Below are 21,963 nucleotides of genomic sequence, written 5' to 3' on the forward strand. Positions count from 1 at the left end.
CCAAGCGGCTGGCCAGGGAAGCAACGAGTCGGGGCTTCGCGGCGCGAGCCGCGGGCCTCGATTCGTTGCAACCTGCCGACCTCATCAAAGAGCAAAACGTTCTCGTCGTTACCAGCACCTGGGGCGAGGGCGACATGCCTGACAACGCCGTCTCCTTCTGGGACAGCATCAATCAGAACGGCAGCAGCCCGAAATTCGACGGCGTGAAGTACTCCGTCCTGGCGCTCGGTGACAAAAACTACGGCGACACCTTCTGTCTCGCCGGCAGAAAGCTGGACGAGCGGCTTACCGAACTGGGAGCCGTGCGCGTTGTTGATCGTGTCGATTGCGATGTTGATTTCGACGACCTGGCCAAAACATGGAGCGAATCCGCTTTCACGGCGCTCGCCGGTTCCGCTTCACAGCCGTCCGCGCTGGTCACCGCTCCCGCCACGGCTGCCGAACCCGAGGTCGAAACCGGGTGGAGCAAAAAGAACCCGTTCCCGGCCAAGCTGATCGCCAACATCAATCTGAACGCGAACGGCAGTTCCAAGGACACGCGTCATATAGCCTTTTCGCTCGCCGGTTCCGGTCTAGCTTATGAAGTAGGCGATGCGCTCGGCGTTTACGTGCAGAACTGCGCCGAAGTCGTCGATGAAATCATCGCCGCGCATCAGTATGATCCGAACGCAGCCGTCCCGCTGCCTGATGGCGGCACTGCTCCGCTGCGTGAAGCACTCATCAAAAACTATGAAGTGCGTCATCTCCTCGGCAAAAAGCTCGACGCGCCGATAGCTCTCACCGCGTTCATCGAAAGCCTGCGCAAGCTTCAGCCGCGCCTCTATTCCATCGCTTCCAGCATCAAGGCGCATCCGGATGAAGTGCATCTCTGTGTCGGTGCCGTGCGCTATAACACGGAAGGCGTTCAGCACAAGGGGGTCGCCTCCACCTTCCTTGCCGACCGCCTGGGTATCGATGAGACCACCGGAATCTTTTTCCACACCGCGAACCACTTCCGTCTGCCGACGGATCGTACCAAGCCTGTCATCATGGTCGGACCCGGCACCGGCATCGCCCCGTTCCGCGCCTTCCTCGAAGAACGCGAAGCCACCGAATCTCCGGGCAAGAACTGGCTCTTCTTCGGCGACCAGAAGCGGATCACGGATTTCCTCTACCACGATCAGATCATCTCGTGGGTGCAGGGCGGCCTGCTGACACGACTCGACACCGCGTTCAGCCGTGACCAGGAGGAGAAGATCTATGTGCAGACCCGCATGATGCAGGCCGCCAGCGAACTCTGGCAGTGGCTCGAAGAAGGGGCGTATTTCTACGTCTGCGGAGATGCCAAACGCATGGCCAAGGACGTCGATCAGGCCCTCCACGAAATCATCCAGAGTCAGGGAGGCAGGACTCCGGAGGAAGCCGCCGCCTACGTCGCCCAAATGAAGAAGGAGAAACGCTATGCCCGCGATGTCTATTGATTCACCCAAGGCCTCGAACGATGTGAGTGCCGACTTCTCCACCGAACAAAAGCGCTACCTCGAAGGTTTCTTCGCCGGCATCGCCGCGGGCGGCGTTTCGTTTGGCGATCTTGCTCCGACTCCTGCAGCCCCAGCCGGGCCTTCGCTCGATGATCTGACCAAGGAGGAGCGCATCAAGCGTGAATTGCATCCCTTCGACGCGATCGAACAACTCGTCATGGATGCGCGTTGGAACGCGAAACCTGAGCCAGAGTCTGTCTTCCGTTTCAAATGGAATGGGCTCTTCTGGCTGAATCCGGTGAAGGACGGCTACATGTGCCGCCTGCGTATTCCGGGTGGAGTGGTGAAGAGTTACCAGCTTCGTGAGATAGCCGCCATCGCCCGCGAGCTCACCACGGGCTACATCCAGATCACCACGCGCAACAACTTCCAGATCCGTCTCATCGAACCCAAAGACTGCCCCGAGGTGCTTCGCCGGATCCAGGGCTGCGGCCTCCATTCAAAGGGGGCGGGTGCGGACAACATCCGCAACATCACGATGAATCCCTGCGCGGGCTACGATCCGTATGAGCTCATCGATGTGCGCCCGCTGGTGAACGAGCTCGCCACGCTCATCATCGGCACGAAGGAGTTCTACGACCTGCCGCGCAAGTTCAACATCGCCTACGACGGCGGCGGACTGATCTCCGCCGTGGAAGACACCAACGACATCGGTGCCAGCGCCGTGGAGATCGGCGAGAACAGCGATGGCATCGAACCCGGCGTCTATTTCCGTATCGCGCTCGGTGGCGTCACGGGACATCAAACCTTCGCCAGCGACTGGGGCGTGATCGTGAAGCCGGAACAGCTCAACGACGTCATGGTGGCCCTGCTGCGCGTTTTCATTCAATTTGGGGATCGCACGAACCGCAAAAAGGCGCGCTTCAAATACGTCGTCGAGGACAAGGGCCTCGATGGTGTGCTTGTGGAGGCTGAAAAGCACCTCAAGTTCAAGCTCACGCGTCTGGCTCCAGATTCGCCGGTTTATGCGAAGCGCAAGTTTTCGCAGCAGGGGCACTCGCATGTCGGCATCTATCCGCAGAAGCAGGAAGGTCTCGTTTACATCGGCGCCAGCGTGCCAGTCGGACAGCTAACGGCAAAGCAGATGGAGCGCATCGCTGATCTCGCCGACAGCTACGGCAGCGGCGAAGTGCGGCTCACCGTCTGGCAGAACTTCATCATTCCGAACATCAAGGCCGCCTACGCCGCCACCGTGGCGAAATCATTGAGGAAGCTGGGCTTCCCCTGTGAGCAGTCGAACCTCAGGAGCGGCTTCGTCGCCTGCACGGGCAACAAGTACTGCAAATTCGCCGCCAGCGACACGAAGGGCCACGCCATCGCGATGATGGAGTATCTCGACAAGCATGTGAAGCTCGACAAGCCCGTGAACATCCACTTCACCGGTTGCGCGCATTCCTGCGCCCAGCACTTCATGGGCGACATCGGCCTGCTCGGCACGAAGGTGAAGTCCGAAAGCGGCGAAGGCTATCACATCACCGTCGGCGGTGGTTTTGGCGAGAATCGCAAGATTGGTCGTCAGATCTTCAGCGGTGTTGCCTTTGAAAGTCTCGGCACCACGCTCGAGGCGATGCTCAAGGGCTACCTCGACAAGCGCGAAGGTGACGAGTCCTTCCACTCGTTCTGCAACCGTCACACCGTGGGCCAGCTTCAGGAGGTTTTCAGCATCTGAGCCATGATCCGGGACATGGAGCGCAAGACCTCATCTGGCGGCTCCCCCGTTGGCATTCTCGAAGCAACGCTGCGGGAGCAGCAGACGCTGCGCACGCCTGTGGCGCTCTTCTCTGACGAATACGATTCCAAGTCCGTTCGCGAACGCTTCACGCATCTCATCCCGCTCTCGAAGCCGGAGCCCGGGGAGCAGTATGCGTTTGAAGTGAATCTCGACGCCTGCACCGGCTGCAAGGCCTGTGTGGCGGCCTGTCATTCGCTGAACGGTCTCGACGAAGACGAGTCTTGGCGAGACATGGGATTGCTCGTTGGCACGCGGAAGGAGCCCTATCTCCAAACCGTCACCACTGCCTGCCATCATTGCGAAGACCCCGCCTGCGCGAACGGCTGTCCGGTGCTTGCCTATGACAAGGATGCGGCCACCGGCATCGTGCGCCATCTCGACGACCAGTGCATCGGCTGCAGCTACTGCATTTTGAAATGCCCGTATGACGTGCCGAAGTTCAATCTGAAGCGTGGCATCGTGCGCAAGTGCGACATGTGCCAGGGCCGTCTCGCCGAAGGTGAAGCGCCTGCCTGCGTGCAGGCTTGTCCGAATGAGGCGATCAAGATCAAGGTCGTGAAGCTCAGTGAAGTGCCCGATCGCGGTCAGATCATTGCCGGGGCTTACGAATCGAGTTACACGCGTCCCACGACGACCTACGTCTCCTCGAAGCCTCTGCCGGCTGCGGCGAAACCGGCGGATGCCGGCCGGCTTGAACTCGATCATGGCCATCCTCCGCTCGCCTGGATGTTGGTGCTTACGCAGATGAGCGCCGGGGCCTTCATTGGTTGCGCGGTGGCGATGTGGCTGAATGTTCTTTCGGCAAATGAAGCCGCCATCACCAGCGCTGCCGCACTCGTGTTCGGGCTGGCTGGCATTGCACTGAGCGTATTGCATTTGGGGCAGCCGCTGAAGGCTTGGCGCGCGTTTCTCGGCTGGCGCAAATCGTGGCTGTCGCGTGAGATCATCGCTTTTGGGGCTCTTCCCGGTGGAGGCGTCGCCATTGCGGCAACTTGGTGGCTCGGAAACTTGGATTGGATGCGCCTCGCCGTAACAGGCACCGCTGTGGCAGCCTTTGGCGCGGTGCTCTGCTCGGTGATGGTCTATGTGGACACGCATCGTCCGTTCTGGTCGCTGTCGAATACGGCTGGGAAGTTCCTCGGAACCATGCTGATGCTCGGAGCCGGGACCTGCGCTGCTGTTTGGATCTGGAGAGAGCTGCCAGTTGCCACCTGGGCCATGGCTTTCACGTTGCTGTTCCGTTGGACGCTTTCGCTCTGGGAGTTGTCGCGCTATCGCAGCGCCTTGGAGGATGAATCCTGTGCGTGGCACCGGTCGGCGCTCGTTTTGACGAAGCATCGTTCACACCATGTGGAACTGTGCGGCCATCTCCTCATCGCCACCGGATTGCTGATTCCAGTCATGATGGGTGCAGGTGCTTCGATGTCTTGGATGCTCAGCATCTCGCTGGTGTTGATGTTTGCCAGCCAGGTGGTTGAACGCCATTACTTCTTCACCGCCGCCGCAGGCTCGAAGATGCCCGGCAACTGATCATGATCACGCCTCCCGCCATGACCTTCCGCGAATGGAACGGACCACTCACCGCCGATCTCGTCCGTGAACCGGCGAAGTTCGGTCTGGGGCAGGTTCCTTCGCGTTTGGTGCCGGATGCGACCACAAAAGCCATCTGTGGCTTCTGCTCCACAGGTTGCGGCCTGAAGATTCATCTCAAGGACGGAGAGGCGATCAATCTCACGCCGGATCCCGACTATCCGGTGAATATCGGCACCGCCTGTCCGAAGGGTTGGGAGGCGCTCAGTGTCCTCGATGCGCCGGACCGGGCGAAGATGCCGGTGCTGCATGGCAAGGAAGTCGATTGGGACACCGCGCTGCGCTACTTCTGCGACACGATGCGCGGGATCCTAGACAAGCACGGTCCTGAAGCCGCTGCGTTTTTAAGCACCGGCCAGATCGTGTTTGAGGAGATGGCGTTTCTCGGAGCGCTGGCCAAGTTTGGCATGGGCATGATCCACGGTGACGGCAACACGCGCCAGTGCATGGCCACCGCGGTCACCGCCTACAAGGAGAGCTTCGGTTTCGACGCGCCGCCTTTCACCTATGGCGACTTTGAGGAGAGCGATGTGCTCGTCTTCATCGGCGCCAATCCCTGCATCGCGCATCCGATCATGTGGCAGCGCGTGCTGCGCAACCAACGCAATCCCGAGATCATCGTCGTTGATCCCCGATTCACCGAAACCGCAATGGCGGCCACGCAGCATTACGCCATCAAGCCCAAGAGCGATCTCACGCTGCTCTACGGCATCGCGCATTTGATCATTCGTGACGGTGGGCTCGACAGCGCCTTCATCGCCGATCACACGAGAAGGTTTGACGAGTTCGCAGTCTTGGTCGCTGACTTCACTCCGGAGCGTGTCTCGGCTGAAACCGGCATCAGCGCGGAGCGTCTCGTTCATTTTGCGAAGACGATCATCGAAGGCACTCCGCGTGTCTCCTTCTGGTGGACGATGGGTGTGAACCAGAGCCATCAGGCCACGCGCACGGCGCAGGCCATCATCAATCTCGCGCTGATGACCGGGAACATCGGCAAGCCGGGAACGGGCGCCAATTCGATCACCGGCCAGTGCAATGCGATGGGCTCGCGTCTCTTCTCGAACACGACAAACTTGCTTGGCGGTCATGACTTCCGCAATCCGGCGCATCGCGAGAAGGTCGCGGCCGCCACGGGGATTCCTGTGGAGCGCATTCCGGATCGTCCGAGCCTTGCGTATGATCAAATCATCAAAGCGGCCGACGAAGGAACCGTGAAGGCCATCTGGTTCGTCGCGACCAATCCCAGCCACTCGTGGATCGATCAGAACAAGATGAACCGTGTGCTCGACAAACTCGAGTTCCTCGTCGTGCAGGACATGTATTGCACCACCGAGACCGCGAAACGCGCTCATCTCGTGCTGCCGGCCGCGGGCTGGGGAGAAAAGGAAGGCTGCTTCATCAACAGCGAGCGCCGCATCGGCTACAGCCCGAAAGTTCGTCGTGCTCCCGGTCAGGCGCTCGCCGACTTCCACATCTTCCGTCTCATCGCGCACTACTGGGGCTGCGAGGATTTGTTCCGCGGCTGGCAGACACCCGAGTCTGCCTTCCGCATTCTCCAGCGCTGCTCCGAAAACCAGCCCTGCGACATCACGGGCATCGAAGGACACGAGATGCTCCGCAAAAGCGGCGGCGTGCAGTGGCCGTTGTCACGTGAGCAAGGATCCAAGTTCGAGGTTTCGAGTTTCAAGGAGCGGCGGCTGTTTGAGGACGGTCAATTCTACACGCCGGACAAGCGGGCGCAGTTCGTTTTCGATCCACCCGAAGCCGCACCAGAGCAGCGCAGCGAGGAGTATCCGCTGATCCTGATGACCGGGCGCGGCACGAGTGCGCAGTGGCACACCGAAACGCGCACCGGAAAGTCTGCTGTGCTGGCAAAGATGATGCCGGAAGAGCTCATGGTCGATGTGAACCCGGTGGATGCGGAGCGACTTGGACTGTGTGACGGCGCGTCCGTCCGCGTCGTTTCCAAACGCGCCGAGCTCTCAGCGAAGCTGCGCGTGACGACCTGCGTCAATCCCGGTGAAGTCTTCCTGCCGATGCACGACAACCGCGTGAACCAGCTCACGCACGCCTCATTTGATCCTCACAGCCGCCAGCCGAGTTACAAACACTCCGCAGTGCGGATTGAAGCATGACACGAGGTTTCAGCCGATCTGTTTGACCGAGGTCAGCAGCAGCGTGGGCTTGCCGTCCTCTCGTGCCTGATCGAGATCCACGCTGAACTCCGCCTGCCAGTCGTTCAGTTCTTCGGGATCGATCAGCACCTGGCAGATGCGCCATGATTTCTGGTCCTCGGCCGGCTCCACGTAGGTGTGGCGGCCGTTGCGTGCTTCGTTGTCGAGGCGGATGCGCTCGTGATCGGCGTAGTAGGGTTCCATCTTCGCGGCGAGATTGTCGGCGGTCCATGAGCCGCCCACAGCGGCAATCGACGCCGCGTAGTTCTCCGTGGAGAGAGGACGCAGGAAGCGGAAGATCTCCGTGCGGATGAGTGCGGTGAACTCGCGTTTGTTGCGTGTGATGTCCGGTGGCTCGTCCTGTTTTTGCTGCGGCTCGTCGGGCTTGTAGTTCGGGTCACGCAGGCGCTCCCATTCATCGAGCAGGCTGGAGTCCGTGCCGCGCAGCACTCCGGCGATCCAGGCCTCCATTTCCTGCACGGGCTCGGTCTTGAAGTTTTCGGGCACGGTCTGCGCGAGGACTTTGTGCACGCTGGAGAGATGTCGCAACAGCACGCCTTCGGCGCGGTGGAGGTCGTAGTCGTTGATGTAGTCGGCGAAGGTGCGGAAGTTTTCGAACATCTCGCGGGCGATGCTCTTGGGCCGGATGTTTTCCTGCCCGATCCACGGATGCGCGTCACTGAAGGCGTTGAAGGTGCTGTAGATGAAATCGCGGCAGGGCTTGGGATATTCCAGCTCCTCGAGCTTGGCGATGCGTTCTTCAAACGGCACGCCTTCGTTCTTCATGGCGATCATGGCCTCGTCCTTCACCTGATCGAGCTGGCGGCGCAGGATGATGTCCGGGTTTTCGAGAATGGACTCGCACAAGGTCATCACATCCGCCGCGTAGGTTGGCGAGGCCGGATCAATGAGCGCCAGCGTGTCGATGAGATACAGCGAGAGCGTGTAGTTCAGCGAGAAATCCTCCTGCAACTCCACATTGAGCCGCAGCTTGGTGCCGTCGGCGTCGCGCTTCGCGGGCGGGATGATCTCGATGATCTTGCGCTGCACGAGGGCGCGAAGGAGCTGCCACGCACGCTTCTCATGCTGTGCTTTCGCGTTGGTTGTCTCATGCGAATCGGCGATCAACTGCCGCATCGCCGCGCAGGCGTCGCCTTTGCGGCTGAGCACCTGCAGCAGCATGCCGTGGGAAACTTGGAAGCGCGACACCAGTGGCTCAGGCGAGGCGTTTTGCAGTCGCTTGAAGGTGTCTTCATTCCAGCCGACAAAGCCTTCAGGCGGCTTCTTCTTCACCATCTTGCGCATCTTCTTCACGTCTCCGGCCGCCTTGGCCTCCATCTTGGCGTTTTCGATGACGTGTTCCGGTGCCTGGCAGACGACGTAGCCCACGTCGTCATATCCCCGGCGGCCCGCGCGGCCGGTGATCTGGTGAAAATCACGCGCGCTCAGCGTCGCCACTTTTTCTCCGCCATACTTGCTCAGGCGCGTCAGCAGCACTGTGCGGATCGGCACGTTCACGCCCACTCCGAGTGTGTCCGTGCCGCAGATGATCTTCAGCAGCCCGCGCTGAGTGAGTTTCTCCACCAGCACGCGATACTTTGGCAGCAGCCCGGCATGATGAATGCCGACTCCGTGGCTGAGATACTTCTTCACCTCCTTGCCATACGGGCTGGTGAACTTAGCGCCGCTCATCGCTTCTTTGATCGCGGCTTTTTCCGCGGTCGAACAGAAGTTGAGGCTCATCAAATCCTGCGCCGCCTGAGCGGCCTCGTTCTGGGTGAAGTGCACAAGATAGACCGGCGCCTTGTTCGCCGCGATCAGTTCCTGCAACGTCACATCGACCGATGTTTGCACATAGCTGAACTCCAGCGGCACGGGGCGTTCAAACGCCGACACCACCGTCGTCTCCGCCTGCGTCAGACGCGTGAGCCCTTCTTTGAAAAACTCCGTGCCGCCCATCGTCGCGGACATCAGGAGGAAGCGTGATCCACTCATCGTGAGCAGCGGCACCTGCCAGGCCACGCCGCGTTCGCGGTCTGAGTAGTAGTGGAACTCGTCCATGATCACCTCGCGAAACGGCGCCTGCGCTCCATCACGCAGCGCGTAGTTGGCCAGAATCTCCGCCGTGCAGCAGAGGATCGGCGCATCGCGGTTCACCGTCGCGTCGCCGGTGGCCATGCCCACGTTGTCGGGACCGAAATCGCGGCACAGGGCGAGGAACTTCTCGTTCACCAGCGCCTTGATCGGGCAGGTGTAGATCGAGCGCCGTCCTCGGGCCAGCGAGCGGAAGTGCATCGCCAGCGCGACGAGCGATTTGCCGGAGCCCGTCGGCGTGTTGAGGATCACATTGCGATCATCAAACAGCTCCAGCACCGCCTCCTCCTGCGCCGGATACAGCTCCAGCTTCTTCTCCGCCACATAGTCGAGGAACGCCGCCAGCAGCTCGTCATTCGAGCAGTCTTTGGATTTCGGAAGTCGGCGCAGCAGCGGGTGGTCGGTCATGAACACTCACCCATGGCGCAGCCATCCTGAAGCGGCAATGACGCATGCGTCGTCACCACGTGGTGCACTGCTCCTCCATCAAGAATCAAAACGGTGGCGGTCCACCGGGACGACGGCGCATGCCCGGTCCGCCGGGTCCTCCCGGACCTCCGGGGCCGCCGCGACGACCACCTCCGGGAGGGCCAAAGCCACCACCGGGGGGACCACGGCGCTCAAAGCTCGCATCCGGCGTTCCGGCAAACTGGCGCGGAATGTAGGGATAGGTGTCGGTGAGCACATAGTGGTAGGTGCCTTGGGGAAATTCCGGCGTCACGCCGAAACGGCCGTTGCTGGCATCGAGATCGCCCATGCCCTCGACGTATTCATAGTCCTGCACAAAGGAGCCGTCGTATTTGCCGCCGGGCGAACCGGCTGGGCGCATGCCCTGTTTGATGCCGTAGCTGGGCTCGAGTTTCTTCAGCGGGCTTTGGGCGCTCCCAGCATCGTTGTAACCCCACGGGCCGTAGATCGGAAAGCCATCTGCCGCCCAGCCAAGCAGGACCATCTTGGGCTGATTTCCGCCGAGTTTCTCGACGAGGCCGTTCGGGATGCCATGGTAATGATACGCACCGTTCGGCTGCACATGGGCGTTGCTGGAGTCGAGACCGAGATCGATCGCGCCGCCGTGCGGTTCGTACTGCCAGCCGCTGTTCGGATCATTCTTCCACCACTCGGCGGCGAAGGGGTCAAACACGACGCCGTTCACCGCGATGCCGAAGGGCTGCATGCGGTAGGGCGTGGGCTGCGCCGCCACCTGCGGATTCAGCGGCACCTTGTAGTCATAGGCCTGCGGGGAGATGGTGTTCGGATTGTGGCGGTTGGGAAACTGTCCCGGCTTGTGATCCGGAATGCCATTTGCCTGGATGCGGCGGTAATTGTCGTCCGTGGTGATCTTGACCTGGCTCGGCGGCAGCTGTGAAGAGGCGGCGAGGCAGGCCGACACCAGCACGGTGCTGCTCACTTTGATCAGCAGGGCAGGGGTGGCGGAAAGGCGGGAAGACTTCATGATGGGAAGAGTAACCGTATAAATTCGATTTCGTTACAGGAATGTACCATTCGTCTTATCGGAGGCTCGTTTCCCGCTTGCTTCCCGCGCTGGTTTCCGGTTTGCATCACACCATGCCCAAGGCATCCACCTCCAGGCCCGGCCGCATTCCGCAGGTCGCCGTTCTCGTCGACACCTCGCGCTCCTATGGGCGCGACATCGTGCGCGGCATCCGGCGTTATGTGGCGGAGAACGGGCCGTGGTCGTTGTATCTGGAGCCGCGGGATCTGCGCAGCCGCTTTCCAGACTGGCTGAAGGACTGGCCCGGCGACGGCATCCTTTCGCGCACGGTCGATGACGTGATGCTGCGCCAGCTCAAGGCAACGAAGCTGCCGGTGGTCGAACTCCGCACCACGGTGCTGCCGCATTCGTTTCCGTTTGTCGGCATGGACAACAGCGTCGTGGCCACGCGCGTGGCGGAGCATCTGCGCAACCGCGGCTTCCGGCGTTTCGCCTGCTACTTCGACACCACCGAGGCTTTCTTCGTCGAACGCAGCGAGCGCTTTGCACAGACGCTGCGCGAGCACGGCTTCGAGTGCGCGATGTTCAAATCGAGCAGGGCAGGGAAGAAGAGTCTGCGCTGGGACGAGCATCAGCGTGCGTTGTCCGAGTGGCTCGCGTCCTTGGAAAAACCCGTTGGCGTTTTCGCCGTGAATGATCAGCTCGGCTTCTGGCTGCTCGATGCCGCGAGGCGTGCGGGCATCGCCGTGCCGGAGGAGGTGGCCGTCGTCGGCGCGGAGAATGACAACATGCTCTGCGAAACGGCGTCGCCACCGCTTTCCAGCGCGCGTCTGCGCGGTCAGGCCGTGGGATACGAGGCGGCGCGCATCCTCGATGAGTGGATGAAGAAGAAGCGCATCCCGAAACCCGGCGAGCAGCATCTGCTGGCACCCGGCGACATCGCCGTGCGTCAGTCCAGCGACATCGTGGCCGTGGAAGATCCGCGCATCGCCGCGGCGCTGCGATTCATCCGTCAGCACGCCACCGAGCAGATCGATGTGACGCGCGTCGCGCGGGAGACGGCGCTCTCCCGCAGCGTGCTGGAGCGGCGCATGAAGGCGCTCATCGGCCGCAGCCCCGGCGAGGAGATCAACCGCATTCGCTTCGCCGCCGTGGAGAAGCTGCTCACCCAGACCGATCTCACGCTCGATGCCATCGCCGCGCGCTGCGGCTTCACGCATCCGCAGTACATGGCCGAGGCGTTTCGAAATCGCACGGGCATCACTCCCGGCGCGTTTCGGAAACAGCGCGCGGTGTGAGGTCGGGACCTCGCCCGTTCCCAAAAAAGAACCGGGGCGGATCACTCGATCCGCCCCGGTTCTTTGAAGTGTGTGCCAACAGCCAAGAAGGAACCACTATCTGAAATGTTCGACTGGCAGCCTGATGCTGCTCCCGATGTCTGGTGGCAGAGTCGCACGGTTTCAAAACGATGTGTCAGATCGATGTAAAAACTGCGCAACAAAGATGACTTTTTTGGCATTTTCCGGGGATCTTCTTTCCGCATTCCGCGGTCACATCTGCAGGCTCTGCCGCTTCTGCCACAGCACGCGCCCCATGAGCAGAACAATCAGCACATTGAACACCAATGCACCAAGCGGCATCAGCGATTTCTCGGTCCACAGTTCGTACACTTCAAACGGCAGGTAGATGCACGCGCCGACGAGCGCCAGCCACTCCGCCCACGTTCTCTGCCGCCACAGGCCGTAGGCCTCCACGCAGCGGATGATCGCATACAGCAGCGCCAGTCCCGCCAGCAGCCAGAGGCGTTCGTCGTTCAGCTGCGATAACAAATCGATGAAGATGTGCGGATAGCGGTTCCCCGGATTCAGATGCAGCATCGCCACCAGCTCGCCGCTCAGCGCATGCAGATCCCGGTGCAGCAGTCCCAGCATGCCAAATCCTGCCAGCAGCACGATCACCCCCTTGATGGCCTAGATCGCGGCCACCACATCGACACTTTTTCGCACGCCGGAGGGAGTCATGCGGGGAGAGTGCGGCGGCGGCGCGATTCGTTCAAACGAAACTCGGCGCCCGGATGTCTCAGTCCGCGCCTGGGTGACAAGTTTGCCTGATTCTTCTCGTAGATTTGGCCCACATCCTTCTCACCTTCCGCCCGAGTCCATCGTTCCCATGTCCTCCTGGATCGCCCTTTTCACCGCCGTTGTCTGCCTGCTCGCCCTCCCGGCCTGTGAGACGCCGGTGCAGCGGGCAGAGCGGGTCAAACAGGAGCGCTTCCTTCAGGTCAAACGTCCCGCCATGGCGGAGAAGATCATCGAGGACGTCGTGGATCTTCCCGAAGAGGAGAAGCCCAGCATGTGGGACATCGCGCAGACCTTTCCCGCCTACGACTGGTCCATCAACGCCTTCCATCGCGACGGGCTGACGAAGGTGGCGGACGACCACTTCCTCCTCGAAGGCGACAGCTCGCAGCCGCCCGTGGAGATCAAGCAGACCTCCGAAAAGCCGCCGCTGAAGGTCGAGGTCGCCATCGGTCCGATCCACGACGGCTTCGGCTTCCGCGTGCCCAAGCTGCACTACACCTTCAAGCGCATCGACGGCGGCTGGAAACGGCTGAAGTGGAACGTCACCTACCACGGCCCGGCCAGAGGCGACGGCGAAGAAGAACCGCCGCTCAACGAACAGGAGAACCGCGAGAAGATCGAAAAGATCACCGGCAAGCCCTACGTGGACGAAGTCGAACTCGCCAGCGCCGAGAGCCCTGTGATGTGAGGGTTGGTTACGTGAAAGGACGAATTGAGGGGCTGGGCAGATTTTATCGCGATCCGACCAAATGAGGTGCTCTTCTGGCCAAGCCCCCGACGATCTTCGCAAGCCCGCGCGATAATCGGCGTTGATCAGCATCTCCACTCTCCAACCATCCATGATCCGACTCCGTCTTGCCGCCTGCCTCTTTGCTGCCGCCTTGTTTGCTGTTCCAACTTTTGCCGCCGATGACTTGAAGAAGGTTGCAGCGGATCTCGACGGTTACCTGTTTGAGTTTCCCTGCAGGGATCCGATGCCGGAGAATCCGAAGCCCGGCGCGGACGGGATCTCGGCGCGGATGACAGACGATCCGAAGACGAATGACAAGTTCACCGACGTGAAGAAGTTCGGCGGCGAGGCGGGGAAGCGCTACAAGGTCACCCTGCGCGTGCGCGGTGTGGTGGAGCCGATGATGTACAAGGACGGTCAGCAGGTGGGCGAGCGCTTCTACATCGGCGGCGTGCCGAACAACAAGACCTACAACATCTATCAGCTCACGGTCTCGTCGCCGGCGCAGCACTTCTTCTTCAACCGCGATGACAAGGTGGGGCACCGCATCTTCACCATCGACTACACCGCCACCATCGAGATCGACGGCGGCGCCACGCTGACCCTGCACGGCGACGGCCAGAACGGCCACATGATCACCAATTTCGCCAAGCTCGTCGTTCCCGAGATTGCGCCAGCGCCGCAGCCCTACAACGGCCAGTTCATCCAGCTAAATGTTGTGAGCGTGGAAGAGGTGAAGTAGCTCGTCCACTTCCGTGGAATGCTCCAAGGCCGGCTGGCCCGGGTTGATTTGTCTCATTGCTGGAACATGATCGCGGCCATGAAATTCGCTTCGCTGCTTCGGTCTGGAAAGAACTGGCTCTGTGTCGGGGCTGTGCTGCTGGTGCTCACCGGGTGCAATGTCCGCTGGGGCATGCCGGCGCAGGGCTATGGATATCCGGTCGGACTGTCGACCTTTGCGCCACGGTTGGGTGGTCCGTCCAACTTCACCTATTACCCGCGTTTCGAGGCGTACTACCATCCTTCCACGCAGCAGTTCTATTATCCAAACGGCAAGAAGTGGGAGACGCAGCCCACGCTGCCCGGCGCAAGTCCGCAGGATGTTCTTCGTACGCCGGGAGTGCCGTTTCAGTTCCCCGATCATCCGTCCAAATACCACGCCATGGTCAAGCAGGCCTTTCCTCCCGGCTGGACGCCATCCTCGAACCGCTATCAGGAAGGCTACGAGTGGGGCCGCAGCGGCTGGGACTTGGACCGTCGGTAAAACTTCACCCCGTTACTCCTGCGCATGGATCGTCTCATTTGTCTCCTGGGTCTGGTGGTGTTCGTGGCGCTCGCCTGGGCCATGTCGTCAAACCGGCGTCTGTTTCCGTGGCGCGTGGTGCTGACGGGCCTGGCGCTGCAGCTGGCGTGCGGCGTGCTGCTGCTGCGCACGGCGGTGGGGAAGGGCATCTTCGTCTGGCTGGACAAGGCCTTCCTGAAACTGCTGGGATTCGCCGATCAGGGGGTCGGCTTCGTCTTCGGCGCGATTGGAAAACCGGCGCTGATGGGCCCGGTGTTTGGCGGGGAGAATGCGGCATCGCTCGCATTGCTCATCACCGGCAGCATCATCCTTGTCTCCGCGCTGTCGTCGCTGCTTTATCACTACGGCATTCTGCAGATGGTCGTCAAAGCCGCGGCGTGGGTGATGCGCAGCGTGATGCGCACCAGCGGCAGCGAGACACTGGCCGCCGCCGCGAACATTTTCATGGGACAGACTGAGGCGCCGCTCGTCATCAAGCCCTACCTCGCGCGCATGACGCGCAGCGAGCTGATGTGCCTCATGGTCGGCGGCATGGCGACGATCGCCGGTGGTGTGCTGGCGGCCTATGTTTCCTTTGGCATCTCCGCCGGGCATCTGCTCACCGCCTCCGTGATGAGCGCGCCGGCGGCCATCGTGATGGCGAAGATCATGCTTCCGGAAACCGAGGAAAGCGAGACCGCGGCTGGTGCGAACAAACCGCTCGAACGTGAAACCGCGAACGGCATCGACGCGCTCTGTCATGGCGCGAGCGATGGCATGAAGCTGGCCATCAACGTCATCGCCATGCTGATCGCCTTTGTCGCCGTCGTCGCGTTGGCGAACTACCTGCTCTCCCTCGGCCTGCGTCTGTGCGGACAAAACGTCCCGCAACCGCTGCAGCTTGTGCTCGGCTGGCTCAACGCACCCTGCGCCTGGCTCATGGGCGTGCCGTGGGACGAGTGCGGCAAGGTCGGCTCGCTGCTCGGCGAGCGTGTGGTGCTGAACGAGTTCTTCGCCTACCTGAACCTCAGCGGAGAAGCGAAGTCGGGCGCGCTTTCACCTCGCACGGTGCTCATCTCCACCTACGCGCTCTGCGGTTTCGCGAACATCGGCAGCATCGCCATCCAGATCGGCGGCATCGGCGCGCTGGTGCCACAGCGCCGGGCGGAACTCGCGCAGATCGGCCTCAAGGCCATGGCCGGCGGTCTGCTGGCCTGTTATTGCACCGCTTGTGTCGCGGGATTGCTGCTTTAAAGAGTGAGCGCATGTCCGACCCGAGCGGCCTCAACGTCTCCGACCTTCGCTTTGCCTATTCCGGCGACGGCTTTCGCGTGCATGTGCCGCGGCTCGAACTGGCGGCGGGCAAAGCGCTGGCACTGGCCGGACCGAGCGGGGCAGGGAAGTCCACGCTGCTGCGTCTGCTGACCGGATTGCTGACGCCGACCTCCGGGCAGGTGTGCCTCGGCTCCGCGCAGATCGATGCGATGAGCCGCGAGGAACGTCGTGCCTTTCGTCTCAAAGAGATTGGCCTCGTGTTTCAGGATTTCGCGCTGCTCGACTACCTCACCGTCACGGAGAACATCCTGCTGCCGCATCAGTTTCGTGAAGGGAGCGCGGACGCTTCGGTCCGCCTTCGGATGCAGGATCTCACGCAGCGCCTGCACATCGACCGCTACCTCGATAAAAAAGTGTCGCAGCTCTCGCAGGGGGAACGCCAGCGTGTCGCCGTGGCGAGAGCCCTCGTGCATGAACCGAGATTCGTTTTCGCGGACGAACCCACGGCCTCACTCGATCCCGCGCGCGGTCGCATCGTGGTGGACATGCTGCTCGAAGACGCGCGTCGTCGCGGCGCCTGTCTCGTGATGGTCACGCACGATCCGAACATGCTGCCGATGTTCGATCAAACGCTGCGCATGGAGGATCTCGCCAGCTCATGAGCGCGTCCTTCCATCTCGCGGCGCGCTACGTGTTGCGACATCGTTTTCAAAGCGCGCTGCTCGCCGGAGCGCTGGGTCTCGTCTTCGCGCTTCCGCTTTGCCTGCGCGTGCTGATCGATCACGCGCAGCAGGAACTACGCGCCCGCGCCGCTGCCACGCCGCAGATCGTGGGCACGCGCGGCAGTGCGCTGGATCTGATGATGACCGCGCTCTACTTCAAGCGCGAGAATCTCATCCCGCTCCCCTTTGGTGCGCTGGCCGAACTGCGCAGCAATCGCAGTGCGAGTGCGATTCCGCTGCACATCCGCTTTCAGGCCCAAGGCGCACCGATCGTTGGCACCGAGCTCGAATACTTCACCTTTCGCGGTCTGCATCTCGCGGCAGGCAAGCAGCTCGGTCGTCTCGGCGACTGTGTGGTGGGCGCCCGTCTCGCAAAGCAACGCGGCCTGCAGCCGGGCGGTCATGTCTTCTCATCGCCCGAGCAGGCCTTCGACATGGCTGGCGTGTATCCTTTGAAGATGCATGTCACCGGCGTCCTCGCGCCAAACGGCACGCCCGATGACGAAGCGATCTTTGTCGACGTGAAAACTGCCTGGCTCATCGAAGGCCGGTCGCATGGCCATGATGATCTCAAAGAGGACAAGTCCGTCGTTTTAAAACAGGAGGAGGGTAACATCGTCGGCAACGCCGCCGTGCGTATGTTCAACGAAGTCACCGATGCCAACATCGCCTCCTTCCACTTTCATGGCGACATCGCCACCTATCCGATCAGTGCGGTGATCCTGCTGCCAAACAATGCGAAGGCCGAAGCGTTGCTCGCAGGGCAGTTCGCCCGTTCGAAGGACAAGCAGTTGATTCGGCCACAGGACGAGATGGAGGCACTGCTCTCGCAGCTCGTGCGCCTCGAAGGATTCGCAGCCAGCGCACTGCTTTTGACCGCCACTGCGGCGCTGTTTGTCACCGCACTTGTGTTCGCGCTTTCTTTCCGCCTGCGTCAGCGTGAATTCGCCACGCTCGAAGACGTCGGCGTCTCACGTCGCTCGCTCATCAGCGTCAAGGTGCTGGAAATCCTCATCGTCGGCCTCGCTGCTGTGTTCATCGGCCTGCTGCTGCTGTCTTTTGCCTCCGTCGCCGCGCCGCATCTGTTGCGGATGGCGCTCTAACCATTTCCACTTCATGTCTCACGCTCTCGACGCCCTCATTTATGCCCTGGATGTGAATCCCGACATCAGCACCGAGGGACGTGTGCTCTTCCTGCGCGCGCAGGAGCATCCCGCCTTGCAGCACTTTGAAGGGCGTCTTGTGTGCCAGCAGAACTGGAAGCCGCGTGCCGCTGAACTCGAAGCCGCCGGCTACCGTGTCGAACGCGAAGCACATGGGCTGTTTGATCTCGTGCTCGTGCTGCCCGATCCACAGCGCGATCTCATGGTCGCGGATCTCGCGCGTGCACACGATCACCTTGCCCCCGGCGGCGTGCTGATGGCCGCCCAGCACAACGACGCCGGAGCCAAGCGTTGCGAGCAGTATCTGCGCGAGGTCGCCGGCAGGGCGGAATCGCTGTCCAAGCATCACAGCCGTGTGTTCTGGGCCACCAAGGACGAGGCGAAGCCTTGGAATGAGAATCTGCTGGAGCGCTGGCGCCAGGGCGCCGTCATGCGCCGTATTCTCGATGGCCGGTTCTGGTCGCGGCCCGGTTTGTTCAACTGGGACCGCATCGACGAAGGCTCCGCTTTGCTCGTGAAGCATCTGCCGGAGACGATCGCGGGAAACGTGGCTGACTTTGGCTGCGGCTGGGGCTTTCTCAGCGACCACCTCCTGCGCAACTGCCATGACATCGACACGCTCGACATCTACGATGCCGACGCCGACTGCTTCGAATGCGCACGTCGCAATCTGGGCCTCGTGCCCACGCGGGTGAAGGCGCATCCGCACTGGCGGGACATCACGACGGGATTCGACCGCACCAAGTTCGACGCGGTCGTGATGAATCCGCCATTTCACGAAGGCAAGGACGCCGATCCTCTCATCGGTCTCAAATTCATCGCCGCCGCCGCCCAGGCCCTGCGTCCCACCGGTCAGCTCTGGCTCGTGGCCAACCGCCAGCTCCCCTACGAGAACCTGCTGACCGAAACATTTGCCCACCTGGAGAAGGTCGTGGAGACCGGCGGTTTCAAGGTCCTGCACGCTGGAAACCCCATCGTCAAACCGACCTGGCAGCGCCGCGGCAAACGCCGCCGCTGAGTCTTTCCAAGAGAATGCGGCGCGAGGGAATAAAGCGTTTGCAAAGCAGGGCTTAGACTCCATAATCGCGGCCCACTTCGAAAGGAGAATGGGTAGGTACCCGAGCGGTCAAAGGGGGCAGACTGTAAATCTGCTGACTTACGTCTACGCTGGTTCGAATCCAGCCCTGCCCACCATCTTCATAATCAAGGAATTATGAAGGATGGTCCTCGTCCGGTTGACACTCCTTCCGGTGTCATGCACGACAAAAGCATGACAAAATCGGGGATTACCCCCCGAAAAAAGGGCAAACCGTTCCTGCGCATCAAGCATGGCAACGCCGTGGTGCCAATTTACCGGGGCAAGGTGCGGGACTTCGACAGGTTCACCGTGGCCTTCCACATGAACGGGCGGCGGATCAGGCGCAGTTTCGGCACCTTGGAAAAGGCCAGAACGGAGGCGCAGATTGTTGCGCAACGAATTCAGGAAGGCCTTGCGCCCACCAATGATCTCACCCCTTCACAGCGGGAGTGTTACCTGGCTGCCGAGCGGCTGACGGCTCCCCTCAAACTCCCTCCGGTCGCCGTTGTGGACGAGTATGTGCGATGCCGAGAACTGCTTGGAGATGTGCCTCTGATGGTCGCCGTTCAGGAATTCCTGCGGCGAACGCAGGGCGTCACGCTTGGTGTGAAGGTCGCCGACATCATCGACGAGTTTCTCAAGGCGAAGGCTCAGGATGGGGTGAGTTCGAGGTATCTGAATCAACTGGCCGTGAACGTTCGCAGACTGGCGAAAGCCTTCCCTGGTGAGGTCATGGCGATCAAGCCGGGTGATCTTGATCGCTGGCTGCGGGGTCTTGGCGGTTCCCCAGTCACCCGCAATTCCGTGCATCGTTGCATCAAGGTTTTCTTCGCCTTTGCCAAAGCGCGCGGTTATTTGCCAGCATCAGAAGCCAGTGCAGCGGAGATGCTGCATTTGGCCAAGACTGGCGACGTCAAGACTGAGATCTTCAAGCCGGAGGCGATGCGAAGCCTGCTCGAGGCAGCCACGCCTGATCTTCTGCCATTCCTTGCCATCGGCGCGTTTGCCGGGCTGCGGGTGGCTGAAATCGGCCGATTGGACTGGTCGGCAGTGGACATGGAACGGCGGATCATTCTGCTGCGGGCAGATCAGGCAAAAACCGCTTCCAGACGGATTGTGCCGATCTCGGACAATCTTGCAGTCTGGCTGAATCTCCTGCCCCGCACGGGCAAGATCATGCCCAATCCGAAAACTCCCATGCTGGCAACGGCTTTGGCGAAGCGGATTGGCGTCACATGGCCTCATAACGGGATGCGGCACTCTTACATCAGCTACCGGATTGCCGAGGTGAAGGATGCGGCGCGCGTGGCGCTGGAAGCGGGCAACTCGCCGCACATCATCTTCAAGCATTACCGGGAGTTGGTGACGGAGGCCGAGGCGCGTGAGTGGTTCTCGATTCTCCCGCCAGAAGGCTGGGTTCCCCCGGAAGCCTGCCGGCAGAAGTATGCGCCGCGCAAAAGGCGTTCGAGTCTGGTTGACCAGATCTTTGAAGCGGTCGGTTGCCAACCCAAGATCAAGCAGTGCGGTGCAGGCATCTCACGCCGCCGTGCAGGAAGAGGCCGCACCCGGCCAAGTTGAGTTCGCGTGAGGCCGTTCCATCCCATCCCAGCTTTGGCTGTTCGGTGGTGTGGAACGGCAGCGCTTTTTGCAGTGCCCATCCCGCCCACGCGGTGAACCCGCCGGCCACCATGCCGATGGGTCGAACTTGATCGGAGAGTGAGTCCATCGTTGGCATACTGCCCCAGCGGTCGGGTGTGGTGGAAGCGGCCACCCGTTCGGGTTGCCCGCGCGTTGGATACGCTCCTGCCACCACGGCAACCTTGGTGAAGGGCAGGAATGGCTCGCACAGCTTTTGCAGGCCATCGAGGGGCGGGATCACATCGTCCTCGAGAGTGATGACGATGTCCTCGGTGCGACCGGTCATCGCCAGGTTGTAGAGCCGCGCGACCTGCGTGTGAATCGCCTCATAGGTTTGATCTTTCGCGCGTCCGTGCACGCCGCGGATTTCGATCGACTGGATTTGCCGCCGTTTGCGCAGCTTCGCGGCGAGCTTCCAAAGCCATGTCTCGAATTTGGCATCCCCGCTGTTGTCGATCCAGACGATGTTGGTTTGTGGAGGCAGTTCCGCCTTCAAGAACCAACTGGCCAGTTCCTCGCAGCAGTGCCAGCGGGCAGACCAAGGTGTGATGATCGCGTGCCTGCGAGCCTGCCAGAGTGTGTTGGCGGTTTGAGGTCTCGTGGTAAGGGATCGGCGCAACGGGTGGTCACGGAGAGCGACCGTCGATGGAATCGGTTCGCCCTTCCAACCGAGTTCGGTCAGACGCTGCACGAGGCAGTAGTCATCGAGGGGCGAGCATCCTGCCCGAAACACCTCGGGAAGCTGGCGAAGGGCCAGCACCTTCCATGCGGAACAGGTGTCCGCCATGCTGCGCTCCTTGGCCCTCCAGTAGTCCCATAGTTCTGCATCGGCTCGGAATCCGACTTTTTGATCATCCGTGACCCGGACGACCGAAGGGTAGAGAATGGCGGTCTTGCGTTTCGAATGTTCGGCTGCCACGGCGACGGTTTGAAGGTAGTCACCGGGCATCACGTTGTCGGCGTCCCAGAACACCACCCACTCGCTTGTGATGTGTTCAAGTGCCGCGTTGCGTGCGGCGTTGGGATCGTGCCAGACGCCATGGAGCACCTCCCACTCCTGATCGAGTTGTGCGGGATGGCAGTCGTCACAAACCAGCATCTTGCGGACAGCGAGGTTCTGCTGCCGGGCACTGGCCAGCAGTGAAGGCAGCCATTGCAGATACGGCTCGTGCACGGTGACCACGAGAGTGAGGCTCGCGCTCTTGAGATGGGGCCTTGCGATGTGATTGGCAACGGGCCGTGCAATGATCATGGCTCGGTGCTGGTGAAGATGGAGGCGAAGGCAAAAAGGCCGGAGGCTGGACCGCCGTAGTAGCCCGAGCCGTCGTTCTGAACTTCCAGCCGGATCATGTCGCCCGGGTTGAGTGATGCCGACACGACGCTGGATTCGAACTGGCCGCTGTCGATGTAGGCCATGCCGATGCTGTTCCA

At 61.4% G+C, this 21,963-nt stretch carries 18 protein-coding genes and 1 tRNA gene; 14 read left to right on the forward strand and 5 right to left on the reverse strand.

Annotated features, from left to right (window positions below; all coding sequences use genetic code 11):
- The 4 genes from KDL09_RS24265 to KDL09_RS24280 all read left to right on the forward strand — a co-directional run.
- Positions 1-1,460 (forward strand): flavodoxin domain-containing protein (locus KDL09_RS24265; RefSeq protein ID WP_294391217.1); only part of this gene is annotated, 1,460 nt, incomplete at its 5' end.
- Positions 1,450-3,189, forward strand: a complete 1,740-nt coding sequence (locus tag KDL09_RS24270; protein ID WP_294391220.1) for a NirA family protein — start codon at positions 1,450-1,452, stop codon at positions 3,187-3,189. The genes KDL09_RS24265 and KDL09_RS24270, both read left to right, overlap by 11 nt.
- 3 nt (positions 3,190-3,192) lie before the next feature.
- Positions 3,193-4,782 (forward strand): DmsC/YnfH family molybdoenzyme membrane anchor subunit, encoded by a 1,590-nt coding sequence (locus KDL09_RS24275; protein WP_294391223.1) that lies wholly within the window; start codon positions 3,193-3,195, stop codon positions 4,780-4,782.
- A gap of 2 nt (positions 4,783-4,784) precedes the next feature.
- Positions 4,785-6,977 (forward strand): nitrate reductase, encoded by a 2,193-nt coding sequence (locus KDL09_RS24280; RefSeq protein WP_294391226.1) that lies wholly within the window; start codon positions 4,785-4,787, stop codon positions 6,975-6,977.
- A gap of 9 nt (positions 6,978-6,986) precedes the next feature.
- Here KDL09_RS24280 and KDL09_RS24285 read toward each other — a convergent pair whose 3' ends face one another.
- Positions 6,987-9,518 (reverse strand): DUF3516 domain-containing protein, encoded by a 2,532-nt coding sequence (locus tag KDL09_RS24285; protein ID WP_294391229.1) that lies wholly within the window; start codon positions 9,516-9,518, stop codon positions 6,987-6,989.
- An 85-nt stretch (positions 9,519-9,603) separates the two neighbouring features.
- On the reverse strand, positions 9,604-10,563 hold the full coding sequence (locus KDL09_RS24290; protein WP_294391232.1) for a YHYH protein: 960 nt from the start codon (positions 10,561-10,563) through the stop codon (positions 9,604-9,606).
- A 113-nt stretch (positions 10,564-10,676) separates the two neighbouring features.
- On the opposite strand from KDL09_RS24290, the gene KDL09_RS24295 reads away from it, so the two are divergent.
- Entirely contained in the window at positions 10,677-11,861 is a 1,185-nt protein-coding gene (locus tag KDL09_RS24295; protein WP_294391234.1) for a DNA-binding transcriptional regulator, read from the forward strand.
- Positions 11,862-12,113: 252 nt separating this feature from the next.
- Here KDL09_RS24295 and KDL09_RS24300 read toward each other — a convergent pair whose 3' ends face one another.
- Positions 12,114-12,521, reverse strand: coding sequence for a DUF2127 domain-containing protein (locus KDL09_RS24300; RefSeq protein ID WP_294391238.1), 408 nt, complete (start codon positions 12,519-12,521; stop codon positions 12,114-12,116).
- 211 nt (positions 12,522-12,732) lie between these two features.
- Here KDL09_RS24300 and KDL09_RS24305 point away from each other — a divergent pair, with 211 nt between their 5' ends.
- The 9 genes from KDL09_RS24305 (at position 12,733) to KDL09_RS24345 (ending at position 20,472) form a co-directional block, all read left to right on the forward strand.
- Positions 12,733-13,332 (forward strand): hypothetical protein, encoded by a 600-nt coding sequence (locus KDL09_RS24305; protein ID WP_294391241.1) that lies wholly within the window; start codon positions 12,733-12,735, stop codon positions 13,330-13,332.
- A 151-nt stretch (positions 13,333-13,483) separates the two neighbouring features.
- Entirely contained in the window at positions 13,484-14,116 is a 633-nt protein-coding gene (locus tag KDL09_RS24310) for a hypothetical protein (RefSeq protein WP_294391243.1), read from the forward strand.
- A 78-nt stretch (positions 14,117-14,194) separates the two neighbouring features.
- Positions 14,195-14,638 (forward strand): hypothetical protein, encoded by a 444-nt coding sequence (locus KDL09_RS24315; RefSeq protein WP_294391244.1) that lies wholly within the window; start codon positions 14,195-14,197, stop codon positions 14,636-14,638.
- 24 nt (positions 14,639-14,662) lie between these two features.
- Positions 14,663-15,910: a nucleoside transporter C-terminal domain-containing protein gene (locus KDL09_RS24320; RefSeq protein ID WP_294391247.1), complete on the forward strand. Its 1,248-nt coding sequence runs from the start codon at positions 14,663-14,665 to the stop codon at positions 15,908-15,910.
- 11 nt (positions 15,911-15,921) lie between these two features.
- Positions 15,922-16,593, forward strand: a complete 672-nt coding sequence (locus KDL09_RS24325) for an ATP-binding cassette domain-containing protein (RefSeq protein WP_294391249.1) — start codon at positions 15,922-15,924, stop codon at positions 16,591-16,593.
- Complete coding sequence (locus KDL09_RS24330) at positions 16,590-17,756, forward strand: ABC transporter permease (protein WP_294391251.1); 1,167 nt, start codon at positions 16,590-16,592, stop codon at positions 17,754-17,756. The genes KDL09_RS24325 and KDL09_RS24330 overlap by 4 nt, the downstream gene beginning before the upstream one ends.
- A gap of 13 nt (positions 17,757-17,769) precedes the next feature.
- Positions 17,770-18,834, forward strand: a complete 1,065-nt coding sequence (locus KDL09_RS24335; RefSeq protein WP_294391252.1) for a class I SAM-dependent methyltransferase — start codon at positions 17,770-17,772, stop codon at positions 18,832-18,834.
- Between the two features lie 90 nt (positions 18,835-18,924).
- Positions 18,925-19,010, forward strand: a tRNA-Tyr gene (locus tag KDL09_RS24340).
- Between the two features lie 61 nt (positions 19,011-19,071).
- Positions 19,072-20,472 (forward strand): tyrosine-type recombinase/integrase, encoded by a 1,401-nt coding sequence (locus tag KDL09_RS24345; protein ID WP_294391254.1) that lies wholly within the window; start codon positions 19,072-19,074, stop codon positions 20,470-20,472.
- On the opposite strand, the gene KDL09_RS24350 is transcribed toward KDL09_RS24345, so the two are convergent.
- Complete coding sequence (locus tag KDL09_RS24350) at positions 20,408-21,784, reverse strand: glycosyltransferase family A protein (protein ID WP_294391257.1); 1,377 nt, start codon at positions 21,782-21,784, stop codon at positions 20,408-20,410. The genes KDL09_RS24345 and KDL09_RS24350 overlap by 65 nt on opposite strands.
- Positions 21,781-21,963: hypothetical protein (locus KDL09_RS24355; protein WP_294391260.1), on the reverse strand; the 183-nt coding region annotated here is incomplete at its 5' end. The genes KDL09_RS24350 and KDL09_RS24355, both read right to left, overlap by 4 nt.

Origin of the sequence: Prosthecobacter sp., from assembly GCF_020439865.1 — a bacterium.
In the GTDB taxonomy this organism is placed as follows: domain Bacteria; phylum Verrucomicrobiota; class Verrucomicrobiia; order Verrucomicrobiales; family Verrucomicrobiaceae; genus Prosthecobacter.